We start from the raw sequence: 25,658 nt of genomic DNA on the forward strand, positions 1-25,658 counted from the left end.
CAACTTGCCCTCGAAAGTTACTCTTGGGGGCTGTTTTAAATATCATTTCTGATAAGATAACGGATAATTAAGAAAATAAGTCAAACTCATCATGAAAAAAGCCATTTTAAATACTGTTTTAGCGTCAACTATTACGCTATCAGCTAGTCTTTCAGGTACCGCCAACGCGTCTCCTGTTGTCGTTCCAGATGCTCCTCAAGTTGCCGCTAAAGGTTATGTTTTAATGGATTACCATTCCGGCAAAATTTTGGCGCAAAAAAACATGAACGGTAAGCGCCCACCCGCCAGCTTGACAAAAATGATGACAAGTTACGTTATCGGTCAAGAAATTAAACGTGGCAATATTAGCCGTGATGATGATGTGGTCATCAGCCGCAATGCGTGGGCGAAAAACTTCCCAGAATCATCAAAAATGTTTATTGAAGTCGGAACTACAGTCAAAGTAGGCCTACTCAACAAAGGGATTATCATTGATTCAGGTAACGATGCCTGTGTCGCGATGGCAGAGCACATTGCCGGCTCAACCGATGCATTTGTCGATCTTATGAATGCTTGGGCTAACACCCTGAACATGAAAGACACGCATTATACCAATGTTCACGGTCTGGATAATAAAGACCTTTATACCACCCCGCATGACTTAGCTATATTGGCTCAAGCGATCATTCGTGACGTTCCTGAAGAGTACAAAATCTACTCAGACAAGAAATTCACTTATAATGGCATCACACAATACAACCGCAATGGTTTATTGTGGGATAAAAGCATGAATGTAGATGGTATGAAAACTGGCCATACTAGCCATGCCGGTTATAACCTAGTGACTTCTGCTACAGAAGGCAAAATGCGCTTGATCAGTGTCGTGATGGGTACGCATAGCTCAAATGCTCGCCAAGCAGAAAGTAAAAAGTTACTCGGTTATGGTTTCCGTTTCTTTGAAACTGTTGAGCCAAATAAAAAAGGCGAAACGTTTGTTAAAGAGCGTGTTTGGATGGGCGACAAGGAAAAAGTGGCACTGGGTGTGAATAAAGACACCTATGTAACATTACCGCGTGGTACAGCGAAAGATTTAACCGCAAGTTTTGTCTTAGACAAAAAACTAAAAGCGCCTATTCAAAAAGGTGACGTTGTCGGTAAGCTTTACTACAAAGTGAATGGTAAAGATGTGGCTCAATACCCACTAATTGCGTTAGAAAATGTTAAAGAAGGCGGACTCTTCAGCCGTCTTTGGGATTACATTATTCTAATGTTCAATGGCTTATTTTAACCCCAAGCCATAGAGATACATGAAGCCGCCTTGTGCGGCTTTTTGTTTACTTGAGATTCACTATGAATGACTGTACTATTCTGGGCTGCTTAACTTTCTGTCACCTTGGAGTGCCTTATGCTGACCATTAACTCTGATGCCAAATTAAAAGATCTATTGGAATTTCCATGTTCATTTACCTACAAAGTCATGGGCTACGCTAAACCAGAACTGCCTGATTTGGTACTAGAAGTCATTCAACGCCACGCGCCTGGTAACTACAGTCCAAAAATCAAACCGAGTGCTAAAGGCAACTATAATGCCGTCTCTGTGACCATCAATGCCACGTCAATTGAACAAGTCGAAACGCTCTATAAAGAGCTTGGTGAGATCGAAATAGTCCGTATGGTATTGTAGATTTAAACTTTTTTTTAAGTTTACCCAGTTTTTTTTAAGCAGCGATTAAGCTGCTTTTTTATTAATAATCAAACAGTTAATAATAAAATGTTTCCTATTTGTTAAAAAACTTGCTCGCGAAGCATAGTTACTCACGCTAATGAGGTTTATAATAGCGGGCATTTCTACACCACTGGATAATGCAATGAGTAGTGAGCTGATTATTAGACAGTTAGGCCAACAGGATTACCAGCCTGTTTGGCAGGCAATGCAGGATTTCACTGACCATCGAGATAGTCAGACCCGAGATGAAATCTGGTTGGTCGAGCACTTCCCTGTATTTACCCAAGGCCAAGCGGGTAAACCGGAACATCTCATTAATACCGGTGATATCCCTGTCGTACAGAGTGATCGTGGCGGTCAAGTCACTTATCATGGTCCTGGACAGCTCGTCGTCTATTTTCTCATTAACCTACGCCGGAAATCGATTAACGTACGTCAGTTAGTCAGTAATATTGAAACTATTGTCATCAACACCCTAGCTCAGTATGGTGTCGAATCAGCCGCTAAACCTGATGCGCCAGGCGTTTACGTTGAGAGTAAGAAAATATGCTCGCTCGGACTACGTATCCGTCGAGGATGCTCTTTCCATGGTTTAGCGCTGAATATCAATATGGATTTATCCCCATTTTTAAGAATCAATCCGTGTGGTTATGCGGGGATGGAAATGATACAACTCAGTGATATCATTCCTTCAGCCTCATTGCATGACGCCGAATCTATCCTAATAACAGAGCTCGTAAACCTATTGGAATACGATAAAGTCGAATTTAGCACAGAAGCCTATAATCATGAGTAAAGCTATCCAAATGGAAAAAGGGGTTAAATACCGCGACGCGGATAAAATGGCCCTCATCCCAGTCAAAAATATGCCGAATGAAGAGACAGAAATCTTGCGTAAACCGGAGTGGATGAAAATCAAACTCCCAAGAGATACTCAACGCATTCGTGAAATTAAAGATGCAATGCGCAAAAACGACTTGCACTCTGTCTGTGAGGAAGCGTCATGCCCTAACCTTTCCGAGTGTTTTACTCACGGCACAGCGACCTTCATGATTTTAGGGGCAATTTGTACGCGTCGTTGCCCATTCTGCGATGTCGCTCATGGTCGCCCGATTACCCCCGATGCAGACGAACCGACAAAGTTAGCTACAACGATCAAAGATATGAAACTGAAGTACGTGGTGATCACCTCAGTCGATCGTGATGACTTACGTGATGGTGGCGCTAAGCACTTTGCCGATTGTAACCAAGCCATTCGTGAGCAGAATCCGCATATTCGTATTGAAACGTTAGTCCCTGATTTCCGTGGTCGTATGGATACGGCGTTAGAATTACTCAAAGACAATCCGCCTGATGTCTTTAACCACAATCTAGAAACCATCCCACGTCTGTATCGTAAAGCACGTCCAGGCGCAAACTATAAATGGTCGCTTGATCTATTACGCCGCTTTAAAGAACAGCATCCAGATATCCCAACGAAATCAGGCTTAATGATGGGGTTAGGTGAAACCAAAGAAGAAATGGTCGAAGTATTAAAAGACCTCCGTAGCCATGGCGTCACCATGCTCACCTTAGGTCAATACTTAGCACCCAGCCGTCACCATTTACCGGTTGCTCGCTATGTGCCGCCAGCTGAGTTCGAAGAATTAAAAGAAATCGCGTTGGAACTGGGCTTCACTCATGCTGCCTGCGGTCCTTTCGTGCGCTCCTCTTATCATGCTGATTTACAAGCTCAAGGTATGGAAGTGAAGTAAGAGAGACTGGTTATCTTGCAATAAAAAGCCGATGTGGAGTCCATATCGGCTTTTTTGATCAATTAACTGCTTGCTGTTATACATGAAGTTTCTTACCCTGTTATCTCATATTGACTACAATAATGGTAAGCAATTCAAAAAGGATGGTATCAATGTATAAGTTAGGACTCGTAACCTTAATGGCAGTTGGCACACTGCTTACTGGTTGTGCATCAAATGAGCAAAGAGATAATTACCAAGAAGCCTCTTTTGAACTGTGCAATACCGATGTCAAAATTTATTCCGTGAGTGATGATGGCCAAGTGCGGATTGTCTGTTCCGACCAATCTAAGTTTTCACTCGCCAATGAAAGTACTCTTGAAACCATGCGGGATATCAATGTTAACTACTGCAGCGGCGAAGGTTTAGGGCAATTTAATGAAACCCGTAAATACTATATGTTTAAATGTAAATCAGGGACATTAATCAGCATCGCTAAATAGTTTAACTGAACTTAACGTTATGAACCCCAATAAAAAAAAGCCTGCATATAATGCAGGCTTTATTTTTTAGTCGTCGCAATACTATGCGTAAACAGGTAGACGTTTACAAATATCTAACACTTTTTGTTTGGTTGCTTCAATAACAGCAGGATCGTTGATGTTATCTAGTACATCACAAATCCAGTTTGCCAGCGCTTTAGCATCTTCAACACTAAAACCACGGCGTGTAATTGATGGTGTACCAATACGAATACCAGATGTCACAAACGGACTGCGTGGGTCATTAGGGACTGAGTTTTTGTTCACAGTAATGTTTGCAGCGCCCAATGCGGCATCCGCTTCTTTACCTGTAATATTCTTGTCGATAAGGTCAACCAGGAATAAGTGGTTTTCTGTCCCGTTAGATACAATGTTGTAACCACGTTCTTGGAACTGGGCAACCATTGCTTTGGAGTTTTTCACAACATTAGCTTGATACGCTTTGAATTCAGGTTCCATTGCTTCTTTGAAAGCCACCGCTTTTGCTGCAATAACATGCATCAAAGGGCCACCTTGTCCACCAGGGAAAACAGCTGAATTCAGTTTTTTGTATAGCTCTTCACCCGCATTCGACAAAATAAGACCACCGCGAGGTCCGGCAAGCGTTTTATGTGTTGTCGTGGTAACAACATGAGCATAAGGCATTGGGCTTGGGTAAGCGCCAGCAGCAATCAAGCCCGCAACGTGAGCCATATCCACAAACAAGTAAGCATTCACTTTGTCGGCGATTTCACGCATACGTTTCCAATCGACAACCTGAGAATAAGCGGAGAAGCCACCGATGATCATTTTCGGTTGATGTTCTTGTGCCAATACTTCCATCGCGTCGTAATCAATTTGACCCGATTCATCGATACCGTATGGGATAACATTGTAATGCTTACCAGAAAAGTTGACTGGTGAGCCGTGAGTCAAGTGACCACCGTGAGCGAGGCTCATCCCCAAAACCGTATCGCCTGGATTCAATAATGCCATATAAACAGCACTGTTAGCTTGAGAGCCAGAGTGAGGCTGCACGTTTGCGTAGGCACAATCAAATAACTCACACGCACGGTCAATCGCTAAAGCTTCTGCTTTATCAACATACTCACAACCACCGTAATAGCGCTTACCAGGATATCCTTCAGCATACTTGTTCGTTAATTGAGAGCCTTGCGCTTCCATAACACGTGGACTTGTGTAGTTTTCTGAAGCGATAAGTTCAATATGTTCTTCTTGGCGAAGAGTTTCTTCCTGAATCGCAGCGTAAAGCTCCGGATCGTAATCAGCGATGTTCATATCACGCTTAAGCATCTGTATCTCCTGACTCAGATTAACTGAAAGTTGAGGTAAAACCCGAACAATGACGCCACGCAAACGTTTTCGTCACCGTAATGGCCGGTATTCTACATAAATTGATCTTTTTCATAAAGCACTAATTACCGAAATTATGAGGCAATTTTTTCACTGTTATAACCAGCTTCTACCATTATGATAAATAAGAGCTTAATACTCTAAAGAATCCTAAGTGATAAATTAGCGCTTTGCTCATAAGAGCACAACCATTAGAGCACTTTATATTGCGATGCCTGCGCTATATAGAGAAAAAATCATCAACACCACATTAAAATTGCACAGTCACAAGGGGTTATGCCAGAGATGAGCTATTTTTAACTCATTAACACGCACTCAGTACGATAAAGTAACGGGAAGTTATTCACTGATTCTGCTCATCTTTCTCGTCCCCTTCTTGATTGACTCGCTGAAAAGTTGATCAATAACACGCAACTTTGTCCAAAAAGACAGCGCTTGGTGCGAAAAACCAAAAAAAGGGTTTACAGCCTCAAACAGTTTGCTATGATTCGCCCCGCACTTGAGGGATGAGTTGGGAAAACATTCTTTAAGTATAAAAATCTCCTGGAGGAGTTCCCGAGTGGCCAAAGGGAGCAGACTGTAAATCTGCCGGCTCCGCCTTCGATGGTTCGAATCCGTCCTCCTCCACCATATTTTCTTCGTAAGAAGAGCACTTGATTGATTGCGTTGGGAAAACGTCAGTTAAGTATAAAAACCTCCTGGAGGAGTTCCCGAGTGGCCAAAGGGAGCAGACTGTAAATCTGCCGGCTCCGCCTTCGATGGTTCGAATCCGTCCTCCTCCACCATATTTCTTCGTAAGAAGATCACTTGATTGATTGCGTTGGGAAAACGTCAGTTAAGTATAAAAATCTCCTGGAGGAGTTCCCGAGTGGCCAAAGGGAGCAGACTGTAAATCTGCCGGCTCCGCCTTCGATGGTTCGAATCCGTCCTCCTCCACCATATTTCTTCGTAAGAAGAGCACTTGATTGATTGCGTTGGGAAAACGTCAGTTAAGTATAAAACCTCCTGGAGGAGTTCCCGAGTGGCCAAAGGGAGCAGACTGTAAATCTGCCGGCTCCGCCTTCGATGGTTCGAATCCGTCCTCCTCCACCATATATAAAAAAACCAGCTCAGTGAGCTGGTTTTTTTATACCTGTCAGACACTCAACACCTCTATTAACCCGCAATCACAATATAAAGACCGCCACGATATAAAAACGGCGTATTGTCATTCATTCTTAGAGACGTCTGGATCAAAAAAGGCCACTGACTGTGGCCTTTTTATCAATAACCCAATACCGATTTACCAGCGCTTCATAAAGACTAGTTATCTAAGTAATCAGGAACTTGAACAATGCTATCCAATACTGTGTTTGCTAGCGCTTCACCTTGTTCTGTAATGGGCTTTCCTGTACGGACAAGAATCTTAGTCCCGACGCCTGCCGCTTCTGCTGCCATCATGTCTTCCGCTTTATCGCCGATCATAACGGAGTTGGCCATATCGATACTTAAAAAATCCCGCGCGGAGAAAAACATCCCCGGTTTAGGTTTACGACATTCACAGTCTTGTTTGTATTCACCGAGACCAAACTCAGCATGATGTGGGCAGTAATAAATACCATCTAAAGCCACACCATGATCTTCAAAGTTCCAATCCATCCACTGCGTCAGCGATAAAAAGCGATCTTCACTGAATTTACCTCGAGCGATTCCCGATTGGTTAGTCACCAATACCAGTAAATACCCTTTATCCTGCAGTTTACGCGCTGCATCAAATACCCCATCGATAAACTCGAAATCATGCTCATCATGGACATAGCCGTGATCCACGTTGATCACACCGTCACGGTCTAAAAATACTGCTGGTTTTGCCAAAATGACTCTCTCAATTGAGCGATAAGAAGTCTTATAATTATTGCATAGCTTATTTCTTTCATCACTATCAAATGATCGATCAGCGCGGATAATTTTTCGTTTAGACGTCTAGACGTAAAAATACCTATTGACTTGAATACCTATAACTCATAGGATTCTTATCTAGCTATTAAGCAATACAGCATAATATTCTGTGAGACGATATCGCAGCTAACATAGGGTTTTTACTGCTCCCTGCACAGGTTTTTACATGATTGAAATAACGAATGTTAATAAGGTTTTCTACCAAGGCGAAACGGAAATTCCCGCTTTAGTAGACATTAATCTTCAAATATCACAAGGCACGATTTTTGGTGTCATAGGCTCTTCAGGTGCAGGGAAAAGTACTCTGATTCGCTGCGTTAACATGCTAGAGCGTCCGACTACGGGTTCGGTCGTTGTTGATGGAACAGATTTAACGCAATTGAATGCTCAGCAATTATCGAATGCTCGTCGTAATATCGGTATGATATTTCAGCACTTTAACTTGCTTTCATCACGCACGGTGTTTGGTAATGTGGCGCTACCATTAGAGCTTGCCAATAAAAGCGATGCGGACATCGAGGCAAAAGTTGCCGAGTTACTTGATTTAGTCGGTTTGGCAGATAAACGTAACACATACCCAGCCAATTTAAGTGGTGGGCAAAAGCAGCGTGTTGCTATTGCGAGAGCCCTTGCATCCGATCCAAAAGTATTGTTATGTGATGAAGCCACCAGCGCGCTTGACCCTGCGACAACTCAATCGATTTTAGCACTGCTAAAAGAAATTAACCGTCGCTTAAATATTACTATCTTATTGATTACGCATGAGATGGATGTTGTAAAAAGCATCTGCCATGAAGTCGCTATCATTGGTGGCGGTAAACTGGTTGAAAAAGGCACCGTTGGCGATATTTTTGCGTATCCAAAAACAGAGCTAGCACACCAATTTATACGCTCAACCTTAGATCTTTCACTGCCTGATGATATTGCCGAACGTTTACGTGTGGCACATAGCGAAGGCTCTCATCCATTGATTCGCTTAGAATTTACTGGTGCGAGTGTCGATGCTCCGGTGGTCTCGCAGGTATCTAGACAATTTAATATCGATGTCAGTATTTTGAACTCTGACCTTGATTATACAGGTGGCGTGAAATTCGGCATGATGCTCGCGGAAATGCAAGGCGATCAAGCCAATACGGAAGCTGCAATTCAATTTATTCGCGACAACAAAGTTAAAGTAGAAGTACTGGGGTACCTCAATGCATGATCTTATTTCATGGGTATCACAAAATAGTGATCTCATTCTAACTGCAACGTGGGAAACCATTTATATGGTATTAGCATCGGGAATCATTGGATTCGCCGTTGGTATTCCACTTGGGGTGGTGTTACATACCACCAAAAAAGGCGGCCTACTTGAGAATAATCAAGTCAATCTTGCACTAGGCGCGATTGTTAATATTGGACGTTCGGTGCCCTTTCTTGTACTGATGGTCGCCATCATCCCAGTCACTAAACTGCTGGTCGGTACCTTTATTGGCACCACTGCCACTATTGTCCCATTGACCATTGGTGCTATTCCGTTCGTCGCCCGTTTGATCGAAGGCGCCCTAATGGAAGTCCCATCTGGGTTGATTGAAGCGGCTCAATCGATGGGCGCTAGCCAACTGCAAATTATTTATAAAGTACTCCTACCAGAAGCAATGCCGAGTATTGTAAACACCATTACCGTCACCTTGGTGACATTGGTCAGTTACTCCGCAATGGCGGGGACCGTGGGTGGCGGCGGCCTAGGTGATGTTGCGATCCGCTATGGTTACTATCGATATGATATCGTTATTATGGCAGTAACAGTCATCATGCTGATCGTTTTAGTACAAGTTATACAATCATTAGGTGATGCAATCGTCCGTAGAGTCGATCACCGATAAACTAGAATAAAAATGGATATTTTTACAGGAGATACATATGAAATTTAATCTAAAAGCATTATTAGCGGTTGCGGTAACCGCATCCACTCTCGTTCTAGCTGGCTGTGGTGATGATTCATCGGATCAAAAAACCATTAAAGTGGGCGTGATTGCAGGTTCAGAAGCTCAAGTTGCAGAGGTGGCTAAAAAAGTAGCGAAAGAAAAATACGATCTTAACGTTAAACTTGTCACGTTTACCGACTACATTACGCCAAACGCCGCGTTGGCAGATGGCACTGTGGATGCGAACGCATTTCAACATAAACCATACCTAGATCAGCAAATCAAAAGCCGTGGTTACAAATTAGCGATTGCGGGGAATACATTACTTTACCCAATTGCTGGCTATTCAAAGAAAATCAAGTCACTAGACGAACTAAAAGAAGGTGACCGCATTGCAGTACCGAACGACCCAACGAACCTAGGGCGCTCACTTATCTTGCTAGAAAAACAAGGCTTGATAAAACTGCGTGACGGCGCCGGCTTGGAAGCAACTGTACGTGATATCGTATCTAACCCGAAAAAACTGAAAATTGTTGAGTTGGATGCATCACAACTACCACGCTCTCTTGACGATGTTAGCGTATCGATTATTAACAGCACGTTTGCGAGCTCAATCGATTTAACGCCAAAAAAAGACGGCCTGTTTGTTGAAAGCAATGATTCGCCTTACGTGAACCTCGTTGTTGCGCGCAAAGACAACGTAGATAGCGAAAAAGTAAAAGAGTTTGTAAAAGCTTACCAAACTGACGAAGTTTTCCAGGCCGCAAAAAAAGAATTCAAAGGCGGTGTTGTTAAAGGTTGGTAATCCCTTAACAACCTACAGAGCACGGTGTGTTTGAAAGTAAAAAGGTTGGCCAAGTGCCAACCTTTTTTATTGTACCGTTCACTGCCATCAATTAGCTGAGAATTATTTAAGGTGATCCCAAGATATATTGGACACCAAGCGGCATTTATCACATTTAAAGTGAAAAATTTCATGCAGTGGCTCCTCAAGTAACCATTCACCATCACACTTAGGGCAACGGCGGGCTTGTTCTGACATTAGACTACTTCCTCCTACTCGGTATAAGTAGTAATAGGTCGGTACTTTGGATAGATACTCAATGCGACCACGAAGATCCCAACCGCGGATAAATAAGTCACTGGTCGTATCACAAATTTCATGAAGCGCCGCGTGTTCTGCTTTACAACTCCCCGCCATTTGGATCTCATCACACGCTTGCCATTCGGTTTGCCACTTCACAACCGCTTTGTGATCACCATTGAATGTCGGAGTTTGACGATATAAAGGTATCGGTAATAAATCGTCACCGCTGCGTAATGGCGAGCAAGTATGTACATACGTCGTGTAAAGCACTTGCCAACTTGGCGTGCCAAAATCAGCAGCTTGCTCTGAGTTCATATCACGCCCCAACAGACGCACTTGTGGGCCTCTTAAACACGCATCATGTAGACGCTGTAAACATGCTTGAACAAAGTCAGAGTGATTTTTAGGGTGTAAGCTCTCTTGTTCAGGGCAAACTGCACGCACTGAAAACTCGCCCTCGCCCATAATCATCGGAAACTCACGACCGAGGACTTGACCATTATATCTTAATGCTTCCATTAAACCGTTTATCGCTTTATCAACCGCGGTAATGGTAGTGTCGGCAAAACATTCAAATTCTAATTCAACAACATACATAAATAATTCAGACTACTGGTTGTAGGTGGGTTAAAAATTCAGTGAGCGTGTTGGCAAGCGTTCGACGCGTGTCAGTCCCGAGGGTTTCTAACACGACTTCCCCACTGATGTTACAAATTGAGATCACTTGCATATCATCATCGGTAGAGGCAATAAATACCGTCGGTTTTTGCTTTAAACGGCGCTGCATCACAAGATGCCCGAGCAGGTTTTCCTGTAATCGTACGAAATCATCGTCATTCCAGACTTGGAGTAATGTAAGAGGAGTCTCTTCCCATAAAGCAGGAATATCCGCCGAAAATTGGCTACAGTAAAACTCGGTCACATCATCATGTAACGTTAGCTCAATTGCGGTTTCTACATTATCAAGATTTGCCATGTAGTGACGTAATACTGGTTGCCAATAGACACAACTTTGAGTTTTACGCTGTACGCATACCGATTCTAAATCAATCAATTCCTGATTGCTTGGTAATTGATCATACATGGCTTGGCATTGTTCAACGTATCGCTGACTAAAGTGATACAATGCGCCTGCTGACTGAGCCATTGTGTTTTCCATGTTTCATTTCCCCTATGGTGAATAATGACAGTGGCATCGAGATTGCGTAAAATTCCCTGTATTCTAATCGAAGTAACGATAAAAAATGAGTAAATATTCTGACGCTAAAGAGTTAACAGGCTTAACTTTAGGTAAAGGCACCGCTTATACCTCTCACTATGACGTAACCCTATTACAAGGTGTACCTCGTAGCTTAAACCGCGACGACCTAAACTTGGGAACTGAACTCCCATTCAAAGGCTGTGATGTATGGACGCTGTATGAACTTTCCTGGCTAAACCAACGAGGTCTGCCGCAAGTGGCCGTCGCGCAGGCAACATTACCGGCGACTAGCCCAAACTTGATCGAATCGAAATCGTTTAAGCTATACCTTAATAGTTTTAATCAAACGCGATTTTCTTCTATCGATGACGTGCGTCAAACATTAGTCAACGATCTCTCTGCCTGTGCCGGAGAAGCGGTTAGCGTGGAAATATTCCCCGTTACGCACTTTACTAATCAGCCGATTGTAAACATGCAAGGGGAAAATATCGATGACCAAGATATCGAGATAACCCACTACGAATTTGATGAGAACCTCTTACAAGGGGCAACCAACGATATGGTTGTGACTGAGCGCCTCAATAGCCACCTACTCAAATCAAACTGCTTAATCACCAGTCAACCAGATTGGGGGAGCGTTGAAATTCGCTATACAGGAAAGCAAATCGACCGTGAAGCGTTGCTGCGCTATCTGGTGTCTTTTAGAGAACACAATGAGTTTCATGAACAGTGTGTGGAGCGTATCTTCACCGATATTCAACGGTTTTGCCAGCCAGACTCGCTAACCGTATATGCGCGTTATACTCGCCGTGGTGGATTAGATATTAATCCGTTCCGTTCGACTCATAATCTGGGTCCGACTCATAACTATCGCTTAGCTCGTCAATAACAAGGACGGTATTCACCCATGAGCAATTTTCGCTGGCAACCTTGGCTAATACTTTTTTTCCTGACGATATCACAATGGGCTCAGGCGGATATATCCGCCTATCCTCCATTGCGAGACGCAGAAAAACTGGTTGAACTTTCACCGAAACAAGCGAAGAAGCTAGTCAGCGATTATCTCTCGCAGCGCCGTCTAACCGAGTCTCAAGAGAAAACACCAACAACGATTGCGCGTGATGAATCTGACACCCAAGTGCGTAGTCCACGTAACAGTATTAATGCCTTACAAGTTCTTGCAGAAGCGGAATTCAATTTACATGACCTGAGCGGCGCCTTTAATTCCATTCATCAGGCCCGTGCTTTGGCTGAGCGCTTCGGTTTATCTTACAAAGGGCTAGAAGTAGAGTTACTGGCCGCACGTTTGCACTGGCGTCACACCCAGAGTGCAGCTGCGGCCAATCAACGACTCGATAATATTACGAGCACATTCGACGGACTGAAAGGTCATGATCATATCGCTCGTTCGATAAACTATAAAATTAATATGTTACGGGCAGAAGTCGCCTCTCATGCAGGGCTGATGAAAAAAGCGAATACTCTATTTGCGAAACAACAAGAGTTTATCACCTCTACTCACTCACCAAGCACCGAAATTCAGTACTATATTGTCATCGGCAAACATTATTTGACTCACGAGCAATATAATATGGCCTTATCTGAACTATTACGTGCCTATTGGATTGCTGTCGAGCATAGCTCTGGTGCTTTACTCGCCAAAACTAATGCGCTACTCGGGCGTCTATTTTTTGAACGCCGCGTACTCGATAAAGCCATTATTTATTATTCTCAATCTGCTGATTTTTATGGTAAGTATCAACACTCACCACTCATCAGTGGCGTGCTCAAACGTATGGGAGATATTTATTACCTACAAGGTAAATATAATCTCGCATTAGTGCATTACTTCAATGCGATTGACCATGAAAATAACGACCAAAACCTAAACCATATCATTGAGACACGTCTGGCTCTTGCCGACACCTATTTAGAGCTTTATAACTATCCATTAGCCGCGCAATATTTACACCGTGCAGAACAACTATTGGAATCGAGCAATACCTCAGTATTAAAAGCTCAAGCGGCCTTATTAAAAGCGGGTCTCGCGTTTCATGAAAAAGACACCAAAAATGTCATTAACTTTGCTCAAAACGCGTTAACGATTAGCCGCCACGTCAATAATAACGCATTAGAAAGCAAAGCATATTTATTACTTTCCCGCGGGTTTGAACAATCTGGGCAGTTTAAAAAAGCCCTACAAAACATGAAGTACCACAACCGACTGGCGCAACTTAATCAAGAAAAGCTTAACCGAATTAGTGAAGATGCCTTTCGTCAACAAAAAGAGTTTGTTGAACAGACATTACATATGTCAGGACAAGAGCAACAGTTAAAAACACTCAAACGCGAATACAGTAAGTTTCAGAAATTAGCGTTTGCTTTATTCATTGCAGCCTCAATTTTGTTGCTCTTCATGCTGCGCCGTGGCCATATTATTCAAAGACAAAAAGATGAAATAGAAGAACTCAATAACAGTTTATTTACACACTCGCGTTCACAGCTACGTAATTTACGCATGCTTAACGCTAAGCTTGCGACCTCATTAGAAAAAAGTAGTCGTAGCTTTGAAGAGTGGCATATTGGTGAGCTGATTGATGAACCCTTGAATGACCGCCTACGCTTTGTCATGATTGATATACCTTTTCTTGGCAATATGTACCTACAGCAAGGGTACAGTGGCGGACTAGAAATGGAACATGAGTTCGGTCTATTTCTTAAATCCAAACTCACAGAAGAACAAAGAATCTATCATTTCTCAGATTCTAACCTACTCTACATAGAACGTAACAGCGATCGCGAGCAGCCCGCAGAAGCAGTTGTCGAACGTATTCAAGGCTGGATCAATGAGTTTGAAGCAGACAGAGAGATCAATAGAAATATCAGCGTAGGCATTGCTGATTATCCTTTTTTACCGCGTGCATACACCGCTATTAATGATAAAGAGTTACTCGATATATTATTAATGGCAACGGAACTCGCTCAGAAATTGAACCAACAAGATAATGGTAGCCATTGGGCTTATTTCCGAGCCATTGACAATGCGCCGGCGGCCAGTTTCGCGTCGAATGACATGCGTCGTTCTTGCTTGCACGCCATTGCGCAAGGCGTAGTAAAAGTCCATTCATCGTGTACAGATGAACAAACACTAAAACGATTTTTGCAGTATTAAGTTGTTTTTGCCCACTCGAATTGATAATTTGAAAAATAACGACTTTTGTTATTCATCACGCCCTGACTTCGTGTAATAATAGACTCGGTTATTTATGCGGCTAATGCATGATATTTAAAGATTTATAGAATCACCCTAGAGCTCGCTATCCGTATTTAACGAGCCAAATAAATGATATTTTCCGTCGCAACCACGACGTGTATTCATTGAGCACACCTTTGTTAACGCTCATTTCTCATGCTGTAATGGAGCACTTTTCAATGCAACAAAGTTCGACACTAGGCACTGACGCAGCCAGTCTTGAAGCTCAAATCAAAAACAGTATTCAAGTTTTGCTGAATACGCCTAGCATTCCTGAGCGTATACGGCGTGATTTACAACAAGTGGCTAATATTACCTCAGCAGGAACTCAAGGCGAATGGCCGATAGAAAAAGTGCAACGTCTACTGCACCTTTACGATATTACAATCAAAATCCTTCGTACCAATCACAGCAATATTTCCCAAGCTCCCGATGGCGACAAGGCCAGTAATGAACAAATCGCACGGTTAAATAATGCCTTGCAAAACATGATTACTGAACTTGATTTTGATGGTGAATATGGCGAACAACTCATGGATATACGTACCAAACTTTTGCTCGGGGTACGTGGCGATGACTTAGTAGAACTGACTTTAGACGTGCTTAAGCTCGTGGCACTAGGTACAGAGCAAGAGCGAGAAATGTCTCAGCAATTCTTAGAGCAGTCGCATGATTTCATTAGTCGAATTAGTATCAACACTGAACAAATTAGTGATAAATCACGGGATCATTTTATACAGCGCCAAGAGATGAATCGCCGCTTTAATTCGCTGGTTAAAGATAAATATCGCGACCTTGCAGACGAGCCAGATACGACCAAACTGCGCGAGCAAGTCGCCACTATGATGCACGATCTCAAACAGCTTTCCGACCGTTACCAAGCAGCAGAACAACGTGAAAAAGTACTCTTAGAGCAAGTTTCTTATGCGAAACGTCAAATTGATAACCTGAATGATTCGACAAAAGAGCATCGTCGCCGCATTGATGAACAAAATGAGCGATTACGCCGTGACCCATTAACCAAAATATATAACCGCACCGCGTTTATCGAGCAACTTGAGTCTGAATATCGTCACTGGATACGTAACCAACACCCTCTGCGCATTGCTTTGTTTGATATTGATAATTTTAGCTACGTCAATAATAACTTCGGCTATACCGCTGGTGACAAAGCACTCAAAATTATTTCTCGTGCGATTAATCGCGATATAAAGTGCAGCGATATTTTTGCACGTTTTAGTGGTGAAGAATTTATTTTGTTACTGCCTACTCGTAGTGATAAACAGGCCAAAGAACTGATCGAAGCGATACAAGCGCGTGTCGCGACCCTGCCCTTTAAATTTCGCAATCATAACTTAAAAATTACGTTAAGTGTCGCAAGTAAAGCCTTTAGCCAAGGCGATACGCCGGAAGGGATTTTAGAAGAACTCAGTAATCAGCTCATTACACAACATACTGTCACGCCAAGCCAACTGGTTTGGTTATAACCTCATTACTGGTCAAAAAAACAGCAAGCCATTACTAAAAGTGTGCTTGCTGTCACACCTCTGTGTCATACTCATTCTCCTTAATCAAAAATGCACACTAGATTGTTATAAGCAAATTATATCAATAAGTTATTAGCCACCAGTGTGCGAACGCATTATGCACTCTCAGCGTTAACATTCGGTGGTTTTTTGTCCTTTTATAGGGAGAGCAGAATGATCACACAAGTCAGCCCAGCGGGCAGTATGGATCTATTATCACAATTGGAAGTCGAACAACTACAAAATACGGCTTCAAGTGAACTGTACCAGCTGTATAGAAATTGTAGCCTTGCTGTCTTAAACTCAGGGAGCCATACCGACAATTCGAAAGAATTACTCGATAAATATCTGCCATTTGATATCAATGTGAAACGTCGTGAGCGAGGGATTAAACTTGAATTGATCAATCCTCCCGAACATGCGTTTGTCGATGGCCAAATCATTAAAGGTATTCAAGAACACTTATTTTCTGTCTTGCGTGATATTGTCTACGTCAATATTCATATGGAAAATAGTACGAGCAAGCACTCAAATGATCCGACGCATATCACTAACTTAGTGTTTGCTATTTTACGTAATGCCAAAGGATTGATCCCCGGCATCACACCGAACCTGATTGTCTGTTGGGGTGGGCACTCTATTAACGCCATTGAATACCAATATACCCGTGAAGTCGGTAATGAGCTTGGGCTGCGTGAGCTCAACGTCTGTACCGGATGTGGCCCTGGAGCCATGGAAGGGCCAATGAAAGGCGCAGCGATTGGTCATGCGAAGCAACGCTATCATCAACAACGTTATTTAGGCCTAACCGAGCCGTCCATCATCGCTGCTGAGCCACCAAATCCAATCGTCAATGAACTCATTATCATGCCTGATATTGAAAAACGTTTGGAAGGGTTTGTACGCATGGGTCATGGCATTATTATTTTCCCGGGAGGGGCCGGCACCGCAGAGGAGCTACTGTACATCCTTGGTATTATGATGCACCCAGATAATAAACAACAACCCTTGCCTATTGTTCTTACTGGTCCAAAAGAGAGTGCCGCCTACTTTGAGTCCATCGACCAATTCATTGGTGATACCTTGGGTGAAGAAGCGCAGAGTCTCTATCAAATCGTGATTGATGATCCCGCAGAAGCTGCACGCATCATGAATAAAGCGATGCCACTGGTACGTCAGCACCGTAAAGACATGGAAGATGCTTATAGCTTTAACTGGTCATTAAAAATCGAACCCGATTTTCAAATGCCCTTTGAGCCAACCCATGCCAATATGGCAGATTTGGATCTACACCTAGACCAACCTAAGCAAAAACTCGCCGCAAACCTACGTCGGGCATTTTCAGGGATTGTTGCAGGAAATGTTAAAGCCGAAGGGCTTAAGGAAATTGAAGCTCATGGCCCGTTCGAAATCCATGGTGATTCCGAGCTCATGGCCAAGATGGACGTTCTACTGCAGGCTTTTGTCGCACAAGATCGTATGAAGCTACCTGGGGGATCCGCTTATGAGCCTTGCTACAAAATTGTCCAATAAAGAAGCTCTAAGCAAGCGCTAGTAGTAATCTTAAGTCAGATCATTAGAATAGAGGCTATCAGCCTCTATTTTTTGTATTTCTATGTCACTGCATCTGGTCATCATTGACGCTTTAAACCTTATTCGTCGCAATCACTCAGTTCAACCGGATCCGAGTGATATTGCGCGAACTATCGACACTACCTGCCGCACCCTGTCTCGCATTATTGACGAGTCGCAACCGACTCACATTATCGCCGTATTTGATCACTACCTACAAGATAGAGGTTGGCGTGCAGAGTTATTGCCCAACTATAAAGCGAACCGTAAGCCGATGCCCGAGCCGTTACAACAAGGTTTAGAACCGATTCAAGATGCGTGGTGGGATCTCGGCATCGATTCCTTACTCTCTAGTGGTGACGAGGCGGATGATTTAGTCGCAACATTAGCGCGTAAGGTATCTGAGCATGGTCAAAAAGTAACGATTATCTCAACCGACAAAGGCTATTGCCAATTGTTATCGCCTACACTGCAAATTCGTGATTATTTTCAGCATCGTTGGCTAGATGCGCCGTTTATTAAACAAGAATTTGGCGTGCGTCCAGAACAGCTTGCTGACTATTGGGGATTAACAGGCATTAGTTCTAGCCAAGTACCAGGTGTACCTGGCTTAGGTCCGAAAGCGGCGAAAGACATATTAAATGAATTCAACGATATTGAAGAAGCCTATCACAGTGACACTCTGCTAGCGAAATACCGCAAAAAATTAGATGAACATATTGAAATGGCAAGAATCTGTAAACAAGTGGCGATGCTAAAAACCGACATAGAACTCGGTTTTAATCTACAGGATATTCGCTACCAAGCTGCCAAAGCCTAGCGGTGAGTTTCATTCTATCACTTGAAATGAGTCGTACTTGACAGTAAAACGCCTGCATTAGCAGGCGTTTTACTGTTTCAACTCGGCTTATTTAGCACGGGTTAAGTATTCACCATAAGTGATGTACTTACCAAGGCGAAATAGTTTTCAGCACTTGCACATGGACCGTAATTTCTTCACGGTCATGATATAAGTGTTTAGCTTGTAGTCGAAATTTCACATCATGCTGCTGTAAGAAAACTTTCAGGTTTTCGATGTCGTCTAGCACTTCATCATAACGGCCTTTCATTGGCAATTTTAGATTGAACAATGCTTCTTTTGCCCAGCCATGAATTAACCACTCACCCATTAATTGCGCGACGCGTGATGGTTTTTCAATCATATCGCACACTAACCACGTCACATTTTTTCGCGGTGGCTCAAATTTAAACCCATCAACCATATGGTGTTGTACTTGCCCCGTGTCCATCAAGCTTTCAGCCATCATGCCATTATCAATCGCATGCACGAACATCGAACGCTTCACCAATTGATACGTCCAACCACCAGGACAGGCACCTAAATCAACCGCCCACATGCCTGAGGATAAGCGCTCATCCCACTCAGCACGCGGAATAAATACATGAAACGCTTCCTCTAACTTTAAGGTTGAACGACTTGGCGCATCAGCAGGAAACTTAAGGCGAGGGATCCCCATATAAAAATGAGAATTGTTATTTGGATACGAATATCCCGCATAGCAATGTCCCGGCGCGACAAAACACACATGCAATACAGGCTTTTTGCTGTGTTCTTTTGCTAGCAATAGACCTTTACCACGCATCGCTTGGCGCAATGGTACCGTAAATTTACGACAGAACTTTAGCAGTTCTTTCGCTTCATTGGTGTCCGGTGTTTCCACGCGTAGTTCACCACACGTTGGCCAGTCTTCTTGCTCAGACAGTGCCATCAATAAAGGAGAAATACGATCATCTTGTGGCAAGTCGGTGCATTCCGCGGCCACAGCAAACATTTGACGAGAAAAAATCAATGTTTGGAAATCAATACCTTTTAATAATGCTTCTGCGTCGCCGTCTTGAAAGCATTCAAATAACACAAAACCAGTGTTGGTTTTTAGGCGCGGAAAGCCAAAAACTTCCAACTGAGTGGCTTTATCCTGTATTTCACCGGCACACTCTTTCTCAAATCCAGAGCGGCAATACAGCATGATCTGTTTCACGACGTTACCTCATTTAATTTCAAAGCAGCCAATACAAAGAAAATCCATCCCACAATAAAGAATACTCCTCCTAAAGGAGTTATGGGACCGAACCATTTCACGCTAGTTAAAGCCAACGCATACAGACTGCCGCTAAAGCAAAAGATGCCGATGATAAAGCAAATTGCCGCTCGGCAAAAATACTTTCGTGAATTAACTGTATTTATCGGTAAGGCGAGTAATACTCCACACACTAACAAAGCCGCTGAATGAATAAATTGATAATGAACCCCGGTTTGAAAAACCTCGACCATCTGGGCAGAAATCAGTTTTTTCAATCCATGCGCCGCGAAGGCCCCAATACACACTCCAAGACCAGATAACGCTCCACCAATAGTAAGTAAGTGCTTAGTATTCATTATAAACCTCGCGAATAAATAGGCTCAATGCGTCAACAACCTGTTTAATATTTCCTTCCTCTGTATAGCCAGAGCGTTTACGCGGCTTAAAGCCATGGTCACCATCGGGGATAAATTGGTAACGAACATGAGGACTGAAAATAAAATCGGCAAACTCTTCTTGTTTGCCAAACGTATCGCGCTCCCCCTGCAAGATCAAACACGGCTTAGCCACTGTTGCAAGGTGATCGCCTTTAAATTTTTCAGGTTTGCCCGGCGGGTGAAATGGGAAACCAAGGCAAGCAATACCGGCGACTTGCTCATGTTCACCAAGCCATGACGCCATACGCCCCCCCATCGACTTACCACCGATCACCACCGGTCCAGAACATTGGGTTTCAATAATATCGGTAAATGCATCTAGCAACTTAGGCGCACGATCCGGCGGACGTTTCGTCCCCTCTTCCATTCGTCTAACCATATAAGGAAAGTTAAAGCGCAACACGCGAATACCTTGCTGTGCTAATCCCTTCGATACATTTTGCATAAACTCATGATCCATGCCTGCTCCCGCGCCATGGGCAAACACAAATATTGGACCAGTTTCAGGGCCATCCCACTGCAATTGATTACTCATCTAATACTTCCTCTTGTTCGCGTCGAGCCGTACGAATCATCCAATCTCTGAAGGTCGCAATACGTCCCATATCCGCTTGCTTTTCATCACAAACCACATAAAAAGCATTTGGCGTCATGACCACTTCATCAAAAGGTGCCACCAAGCGACCTGCTTCCATTTCTGGTTGGGCTAATACATTATTCCCCAAAGCAATGCCTTGTCCATGGATAGCCGCTTGCAACACCATTGTCGTATGGCTAAAAATAGGGCCATGATTCACATTCACACCCTCGATACCATTTTGTTTGGCAAACTGTTTCCAATGCTGGCGCGAGGTATCATGCAACAGCACATGTTGCGATAAATCATGCAATGTCGCCAGCGGCTTCTCTCCAAGTAACACATTCGGTGCACACAACGGAATCAAAAACTCTTGATACAGTAAATCACATCGTAATTCAGGCCAATGACCTTTACCGTAGTAAATCGCCACATCAACATCATCGGTTAACGAGCCTTCCTCTAAATCAACCGCTTTAATACGTACATCAATATCTGGCTCTTCTCGATTAAAATCCGCCAATCTTGGGACCAGCCATTGAATGGCAAAACTCGGCGGTAAACTTATTGTCAGCGCACCTTTTTCAGTGCGTTCCAATAGTTTATCTGTGGCCTCGCCAATTGAGGTGAAAATATCTTTGAGGTCAGAAAAGTAACCTTGCCCTTCTTCAGTCAATAATAGTGACCGATTACGACGGCGGAATAGTTTTAAACCTAAAAACTCTTCTAGCGTTTTAATTTGGTGGCTCACAGCGGCTTGCGTCACAAACAACTCTTCCGCTGCACGAGTAAAACTCAAATGGCGAGCGGCAGCTTCAAACACTTTTAATGAGTTTAACGGTGGTAAACGTCTTGCCATAGTTATTGCCTTATAAAGGATTAGTTTTTCTTATTCGAAACATTATAAATTGTTCATTGCTAACCAGCCAGAGAAAAACTATATTGCCCCCCGTAGCAAAGACCTGAACGGCTTGGTTTTTTTGAAATCAATTGGAATTTGTTACGATGTTGTGTTTGCAAACTCGTATTTTCTCGAGTTTAGGTAGTTTCTACCAACCTGTTCTGTGCAGTCATCCTCTGCACAAAGCATACTTCCTGTATTTATTTGACCTGTCTGTCAAATTTTGTGCACCGCCTCCTCAGGCGGTGTTTTTTTATCTAAAACATTCTGTGCCCTTTAAGGTCTACGCGAATATTAGCTGTGCCTGCATAGAAATTCCCCATAAAAAAAACGCTGCCGACTAAGTCAACAGCGCCTTACATAATCACGACTGAACCAGCAATCGACTACGGACGATAAACTTTAACATTATCAAAACCTTGCTCTTTAAGATACAAGGCTTGTAAACGGCTCATGACACCTTGAGCACAGTAAAGTAGGTAAGTTTTTGACTGATCCAAATCACCAAATTTAGTCGATAACTTGTAGAACGGAATATGAGTAACTTCAACCCCTTCAATCTCTAAAGGCTGCTCGTCTTCTTCTTCCGTGCTGCGAATATCAAGCACCACCGCGGCATCTTGAACATCGGCTACCATTTCAACTTCAGGCACCGCTTCTTGTGATTCTTTCGCAATGTCACGAATATCCATTTGACGCGCGTTGTAGACCACGTCATCAAGGATGCTGAAATCAAATTTTGCTTCTTCTGCTTCAATAATTCCTTTCACGGCTTTCACCGTTGGCTTACGAGAAATGACACCGCAATATTCAGGCATGGTTTTCGCAAAGTCTTCCGTACCGATTTGACGCGCGACATTAATAATATCTTGCTTGTCCCAAGTCACCAATGGACGCAAAATTAACGTTTCTGTTACGTTATCAATTAAACGTAGGTTGGTTAGCGTCTGACTAGACACTTGCCCTAATGCTTCCCCAGTAACGAGCGCTTGGATGCCAAACTTATTTGCTACCATTGACGCGGCACGCATAAACATACGTTTTAATACTACGCCCATTTGCCCATCGTCTACTTTCTCTAAAATTTCCGCCACAACAGGTTCGAAATCGATAGAGAGGAAACGCACTTTAGCGGATGAACCGTATTTGTTCCATAAGTAGTGAGCCACCTGTTTGACACCAATCTCGTGAGCAGGCCCACCTAGATTGAAGAAACAGTAATGCACTTTCGAACCACGTTTAATATGTAAGTAGCTAGAAACACCCGAGTCAAAACCACCTGAAATCAAGCTCAGCACATCTTCCTGTGTGCCCATAGGAAAACCGCCTAACCCATTATGGCGCGCAATAACCTGATTTAATAGTTCATCACGAACTTCAATATTGATGGTCACATCCGGCTTTTTCAGCTGAACTTTGGCGCTTTCCACCGCTTGGTTCAACCCACCACCGACATAACGCTCAAGTTCAATAGAAGAAAAATCATGTTTGCCACGGCGCTTAGCGCGAACCACAAACGTTTTATTCTCAATCGCGTCTTTATTCAGTTCTAATACATGTTCATAAATGTCATGCAGAGATTCAAATTCTGTCTGTTTGACTTCTAAAACATGATTAATGCCAGGCGTATGGGTCAGAATTTCCAATACTTCGGAGTAATATTTATCGCTATCGGCAGCCACTTCAATATGATCACGACGATTAAATACGGCGACTGACTCAGTACGGCGTTTGACCATAATGCGAATATTACTCTCTAGAATCTTTGTGAAGCGTTTACGCACAGATTCGCTTTTGACATAAATTTCCGGATGAGGCTTAACAATAAATTTCATAGGTGTGTATTCGCATTGTAAATTAGAGATTTGGTCTGCCGTTCGTAGTCACTTTGCTTAAGAAAAGTGTGCCTACATTCAGCGCTACCGCTAAGGGTGCGGGATTATACACGATATTGACCACTTGATAAAAGGTTATAAAAAAAGCAGAACTGGCGTTCTGCTTTTTTATTCTCAATCAGCTAGTTACTGTGGAGTTGGCGCCGCATTATTGGCATTCCCTGATGAGACAGGATCACTGTACAAGGGCTCACCTTGCATAATACTGATTTCGACGCGACGATTTTCTGCACGATGTGCGGGCGTATCATTAGGGACTAATGGTTCCGTATCAGCAAGACCACGCACTTGCAAGCGGTCATGGTCAAAGCCTTGGACTTTTTCCATTTCTTGCGCAACCGAGACCGCGCGTTGCGAAGACAAATCCCATAAAGAACGATAGAGCTCAGAATCAATCGGTTGGTTATCGGTATGACCGGTAATACGAATTTTACCCGGTACATCTTTGACTAACTCCGCCACTTGACGAACTAACGGACGAAACTTAGGTTGTAAAAACGCTGAGCTGGCTGGAAATGCGCCCTGCTCTTTAATACGAATGACGATTTGTTGACCTAAGTTTTCTACTTCAATTGCCCCTTGTTGAATTTCACGCTGCAAGGCTTTTTTAATTTTCTCTACCGTAGAATCAACTTCTTCTTCACTCATTGCTTCAGCTTGTTGCTGCTGTTGCTGAGATTCTGAATTTTGATTACTTTCCGTTGAAGTTTGCGGCGATTGTCCCCCATCCAGTTTTCCAGCATCACGCTGCGCGCCCCCAGCTCGGTCAGATTCACCTTCTTGAAACTCTAGCGTTTGCTGAGTAATGTCAATAGTCTGCTGCATAATGACATCAATCGGTGTTGGCTCCGGCCTACCCGGCCGAAACTCTTGCGCAATAATACTGGTTCCTTTCGGAATATCTTTCACTTCCAAACGGTTCTGCACACCAAAAGCGAACTTCATCGAGCCGGCAATTTGCTTAAACTTGAGTACATCCATCTCTGAGAATGAGAGAAGCAGTACAAAAAAGCACATTAATAGTGACATTAAATCGGCAAATGTCCCCATCCACAGAGGCAAACCTGGTGGAGGACATTTACACGGTTGTTCTTCGTCGTCCATACGTCACTCCACTATTCGTTATCGATATCTAAACTACGCTTACCTTCATTGAGGTAGTTTTTCAGATAACTATCAATCACTCGCGGGTTTTGTCCATCTTGAATGGCGAGTACGCCGTCCATAATCAAACGACGGTTTAACGTCTCTTGCTCACGGCGTAGTGCCAGTTTATCGGCAATAGGGAAAAAAACCATATTCGATAAAATTGCGCCATAGAGTGTTGTTAACAAAGCCACCGCCATCGCAGGACCAATCGATTTGGGGTCATCCATATTCGATAGCATCGCAACCAAACCAACCAAGGTACCGATCATTCCCATCGCAGGAGCCACATCACCGAATGCGCGAAACACGTTCGCGCCGGACTCGTGACGTTCATTGGTCAACGCAATATCTTTTTGCATCGTGGCTTTCACTACCTCCGCATCATGCCCATCCACCAGCAAATCAATGCCTTTTTGCATGAACCCGTTAGGAATTTCCATTTCTTCTAGAGCAAGAAAGCCGCCTTTACGAGCCGCATCTGCCATTTCAACGACTTTTGCAATCAAATCTTCTGGGTTGTCGGCTTTAAACATGAAGGCCTTACCAGCAATTTTCGCCGCCCCGAAAAACTGCCCCATAGTGAACTTCATCATAACCACGAATACAGAGCCACCGATCACAATCAGCACCGATGTGACATCGACGAACATCATGATGCTTCCGCCTAAGACCATCGCCATAATTACAAAAGCCAAGCCACCAATCAGGCCTAATAGCGTTGCTAAATCCACGAAGCACTCCTCATGCTACTGTTCATTCCCAGTATTGATTCTACTGTATCGGCAAAGTTATCAAATC

The 25,658-nt window shown here is 43.3% G+C and carries 24 protein-coding genes and 4 tRNA genes; 17 read left to right on the forward strand and 11 right to left on the reverse strand.

Going from position 1 to position 25,658, the window contains the following annotated elements; genetic code table 11:
• Positions 1-91: 91 nt before the first annotated feature.
• The 5 genes from OCU30_RS08470 (at position 92) to OCU30_RS08490 (ending at position 3,941) form a co-directional block, all read left to right on the forward strand.
• Complete coding sequence (locus OCU30_RS08470; protein ID WP_077312211.1) at positions 92-1,267, forward strand: serine hydrolase; 1,176 nt, start codon at positions 92-94, stop codon at positions 1,265-1,267.
• 117 nt (positions 1,268-1,384) lie between these two features.
• The gene (gene ybeD, locus OCU30_RS08475) at positions 1,385-1,663 is read left to right on the forward strand and encodes a DUF493 family protein YbeD (RefSeq protein WP_077312209.1); all 279 of its coding nucleotides are present in this window, start codon (positions 1,385-1,387) and stop codon (positions 1,661-1,663) included.
• A 184-nt stretch (positions 1,664-1,847) separates the two neighbouring features.
• On the forward strand, positions 1,848-2,501 hold the full coding sequence (lipB, locus tag OCU30_RS08480) for a lipoyl(octanoyl) transferase LipB (RefSeq protein ID WP_077312207.1): 654 nt from the start codon (positions 1,848-1,850) through the stop codon (positions 2,499-2,501).
• A complete protein-coding gene (lipA, locus tag OCU30_RS08485; protein WP_077312205.1) occupies positions 2,494-3,459 on the forward strand; it encodes a lipoyl synthase in 966 nt (321 codons plus the stop codon). The genes lipB and lipA overlap by 8 nt, the downstream gene beginning before the upstream one ends.
• Before the next feature lie 152 nt (positions 3,460-3,611).
• A complete protein-coding gene (locus tag OCU30_RS08490; protein ID WP_077312203.1) occupies positions 3,612-3,941 on the forward strand; it encodes a hypothetical protein in 330 nt (109 codons plus the stop codon).
• Positions 3,942-4,022: 81 nt separating this feature from the next.
• Here OCU30_RS08490 and glyA read toward each other — a convergent pair whose 3' ends face one another.
• Positions 4,023-5,273, reverse strand: coding sequence for a serine hydroxymethyltransferase (gene glyA / locus OCU30_RS08495; RefSeq protein WP_077312202.1), 1,251 nt, complete (start codon positions 5,271-5,273; stop codon positions 4,023-4,025).
• Between the two features lie 605 nt (positions 5,274-5,878).
• On the opposite strand from glyA, the gene OCU30_RS08500 reads away from it, so the two are divergent.
• The 4 genes from OCU30_RS08500 (at position 5,879) to OCU30_RS08515 (ending at position 6,425) form a co-directional block, all read left to right on the forward strand.
• Positions 5,879-5,963 (forward strand) — tRNA-Tyr (locus OCU30_RS08500).
• Positions 5,964-6,033: 70 nt separating this feature from the next.
• Positions 6,034-6,118, forward strand: a tRNA-Tyr gene (locus OCU30_RS08505).
• 69 nt (positions 6,119-6,187) lie between these two features.
• Positions 6,188-6,272: transfer RNA gene (locus OCU30_RS08510), tRNA-Tyr, on the forward strand.
• A gap of 68 nt (positions 6,273-6,340) precedes the next feature.
• Positions 6,341-6,425: transfer RNA gene (locus OCU30_RS08515), tRNA-Tyr, on the forward strand.
• A 210-nt stretch (positions 6,426-6,635) separates the two neighbouring features.
• On the opposite strand, the gene gmhB is transcribed toward OCU30_RS08515, so the two are convergent.
• Complete coding sequence (gmhB, locus tag OCU30_RS08520; protein WP_077312200.1) at positions 6,636-7,187, reverse strand: D-glycero-beta-D-manno-heptose 1,7-bisphosphate 7-phosphatase; 552 nt, start codon at positions 7,185-7,187, stop codon at positions 6,636-6,638.
• Positions 7,188-7,437: 250 nt separating this feature from the next.
• Here gmhB and metN point away from each other — a divergent pair, with 250 nt between their 5' ends.
• The 3 genes from metN to OCU30_RS08535 are packed head-to-tail and all read left to right on the forward strand — an operon-like array spanning position 7,438 to position 9,986.
• Positions 7,438-8,475, forward strand: a complete 1,038-nt coding sequence (gene metN, locus OCU30_RS08525; RefSeq protein WP_077312198.1) for a methionine ABC transporter ATP-binding protein MetN — start codon at positions 7,438-7,440, stop codon at positions 8,473-8,475.
• Positions 8,468-9,139, forward strand: coding sequence for a methionine ABC transporter permease (locus OCU30_RS08530; RefSeq protein WP_077312196.1), 672 nt, complete (start codon positions 8,468-8,470; stop codon positions 9,137-9,139). Before metN ends, OCU30_RS08530 begins: the two co-directional genes overlap by 8 nt.
• A 37-nt stretch (positions 9,140-9,176) precedes the next feature.
• Positions 9,177-9,986 carry a MetQ/NlpA family lipoprotein gene (locus tag OCU30_RS08535; RefSeq protein ID WP_077312194.1) on the forward strand — a complete coding sequence of 270 codons (810 nt, stop codon included), beginning with the start codon at positions 9,177-9,179 and terminating at the stop codon, positions 9,984-9,986.
• A 102-nt stretch (positions 9,987-10,088) separates the two neighbouring features.
• Here OCU30_RS08535 and OCU30_RS08540 read toward each other — a convergent pair whose 3' ends face one another.
• Together OCU30_RS08540 and syd are read right to left on the reverse strand one after the other, a co-directional pair.
• Positions 10,089-10,865 (reverse strand): Zn-ribbon-containing protein, encoded by a 777-nt coding sequence (locus tag OCU30_RS08540; protein ID WP_077312192.1) that lies wholly within the window; start codon positions 10,863-10,865, stop codon positions 10,089-10,091.
• Between the two features lie 7 nt (positions 10,866-10,872).
• Entirely contained in the window at positions 10,873-11,415 is a 543-nt protein-coding gene (gene syd / locus OCU30_RS08545) for a SecY-interacting protein (protein WP_095532878.1), read from the reverse strand.
• A gap of 97 nt (positions 11,416-11,512) precedes the next feature.
• Between syd and queF the strand changes: the two genes are divergently transcribed.
• The 5 genes from queF to xni all read left to right on the forward strand — a co-directional run bounded on the left by queF (position 11,513) and on the right by xni (position 18,640).
• The gene (gene queF, locus OCU30_RS08550) at positions 11,513-12,358 is read left to right on the forward strand and encodes an NADPH-dependent 7-cyano-7-deazaguanine reductase QueF (protein ID WP_077312188.1); all 846 of its coding nucleotides are present in this window, start codon (positions 11,513-11,515) and stop codon (positions 12,356-12,358) included.
• Between the two features lie 18 nt (positions 12,359-12,376).
• Positions 12,377-14,641, forward strand: coding sequence for a tetratricopeptide repeat-containing diguanylate cyclase (locus OCU30_RS08555; RefSeq protein WP_077312186.1), 2,265 nt, complete (start codon positions 12,377-12,379; stop codon positions 14,639-14,641).
• Between the two features lie 260 nt (positions 14,642-14,901).
• The gene (locus OCU30_RS08560; RefSeq protein ID WP_159439094.1) at positions 14,902-16,209 is read left to right on the forward strand and encodes a sensor domain-containing diguanylate cyclase; all 1,308 of its coding nucleotides are present in this window, start codon (positions 14,902-14,904) and stop codon (positions 16,207-16,209) included.
• Positions 16,210-16,422: 213 nt separating this feature from the next.
• The gene (ppnN, locus tag OCU30_RS08565) at positions 16,423-17,781 is read left to right on the forward strand and encodes a nucleotide 5'-monophosphate nucleosidase PpnN (protein ID WP_077312183.1); all 1,359 of its coding nucleotides are present in this window, start codon (positions 16,423-16,425) and stop codon (positions 17,779-17,781) included.
• 82 nt (positions 17,782-17,863) lie between these two features.
• Positions 17,864-18,640 (forward strand): flap endonuclease Xni, encoded by a 777-nt coding sequence (xni, locus tag OCU30_RS08570; protein ID WP_077312181.1) that lies wholly within the window; start codon positions 17,864-17,866, stop codon positions 18,638-18,640.
• Between the two features lie 127 nt (positions 18,641-18,767).
• Here the strand turns inward: xni and rlmM are convergent, their stop codons facing one another.
• From rlmM to pomA, 7 genes are all read right to left on the reverse strand, one after another.
• A complete protein-coding gene (gene rlmM, locus OCU30_RS08575) occupies positions 18,768-19,859 on the reverse strand; it encodes a 23S rRNA (cytidine(2498)-2'-O)-methyltransferase RlmM (RefSeq protein ID WP_077312179.1) in 1,092 nt (363 codons plus the stop codon).
• Positions 19,856-20,257 carry a DUF423 domain-containing protein gene (locus OCU30_RS08580; RefSeq protein WP_077312178.1) on the reverse strand — a complete coding sequence of 134 codons (402 nt, stop codon included), beginning with the start codon at positions 20,255-20,257 and terminating at the stop codon, positions 19,856-19,858. Before OCU30_RS08580 ends, rlmM begins: the two co-directional genes overlap by 4 nt.
• Positions 20,247-20,873, reverse strand: a complete 627-nt coding sequence (locus OCU30_RS08585) for an alpha/beta family hydrolase (protein ID WP_077312176.1) — start codon at positions 20,871-20,873, stop codon at positions 20,247-20,249. The genes OCU30_RS08580 and OCU30_RS08585 overlap by 11 nt, the downstream gene beginning before the upstream one ends.
• Positions 20,866-21,774: a transcriptional regulator GcvA gene (locus tag OCU30_RS08590; RefSeq protein ID WP_077312174.1), complete on the reverse strand. Its 909-nt coding sequence runs from the start codon at positions 21,772-21,774 to the stop codon at positions 20,866-20,868. Before OCU30_RS08590 ends, OCU30_RS08585 begins: the two co-directional genes overlap by 8 nt.
• Positions 21,775-22,202: 428 nt before the next feature.
• Complete coding sequence (gene thiI, locus OCU30_RS08595) at positions 22,203-23,651, reverse strand: tRNA uracil 4-sulfurtransferase ThiI (protein WP_077312172.1); 1,449 nt, start codon at positions 23,649-23,651, stop codon at positions 22,203-22,205.
• 186 nt (positions 23,652-23,837) lie between these two features.
• Complete coding sequence (locus tag OCU30_RS08600) at positions 23,838-24,815, reverse strand: flagellar motor protein MotB (RefSeq protein WP_077312170.1); 978 nt, start codon at positions 24,813-24,815, stop codon at positions 23,838-23,840.
• 11 nt (positions 24,816-24,826) lie between these two features.
• Complete coding sequence (gene pomA / locus OCU30_RS08605) at positions 24,827-25,591, reverse strand: flagellar motor protein PomA (RefSeq protein ID WP_077312168.1); 765 nt, start codon at positions 25,589-25,591, stop codon at positions 24,827-24,829.
• Positions 25,592-25,658 lie beyond the last annotated feature (67 nt).

Source organism: Vibrio palustris (assembly GCF_024346995.1).
In the GTDB taxonomy this organism is placed as follows: Bacteria; Pseudomonadota; Gammaproteobacteria; order Enterobacterales; family Vibrionaceae; genus Vibrio; species Vibrio palustris.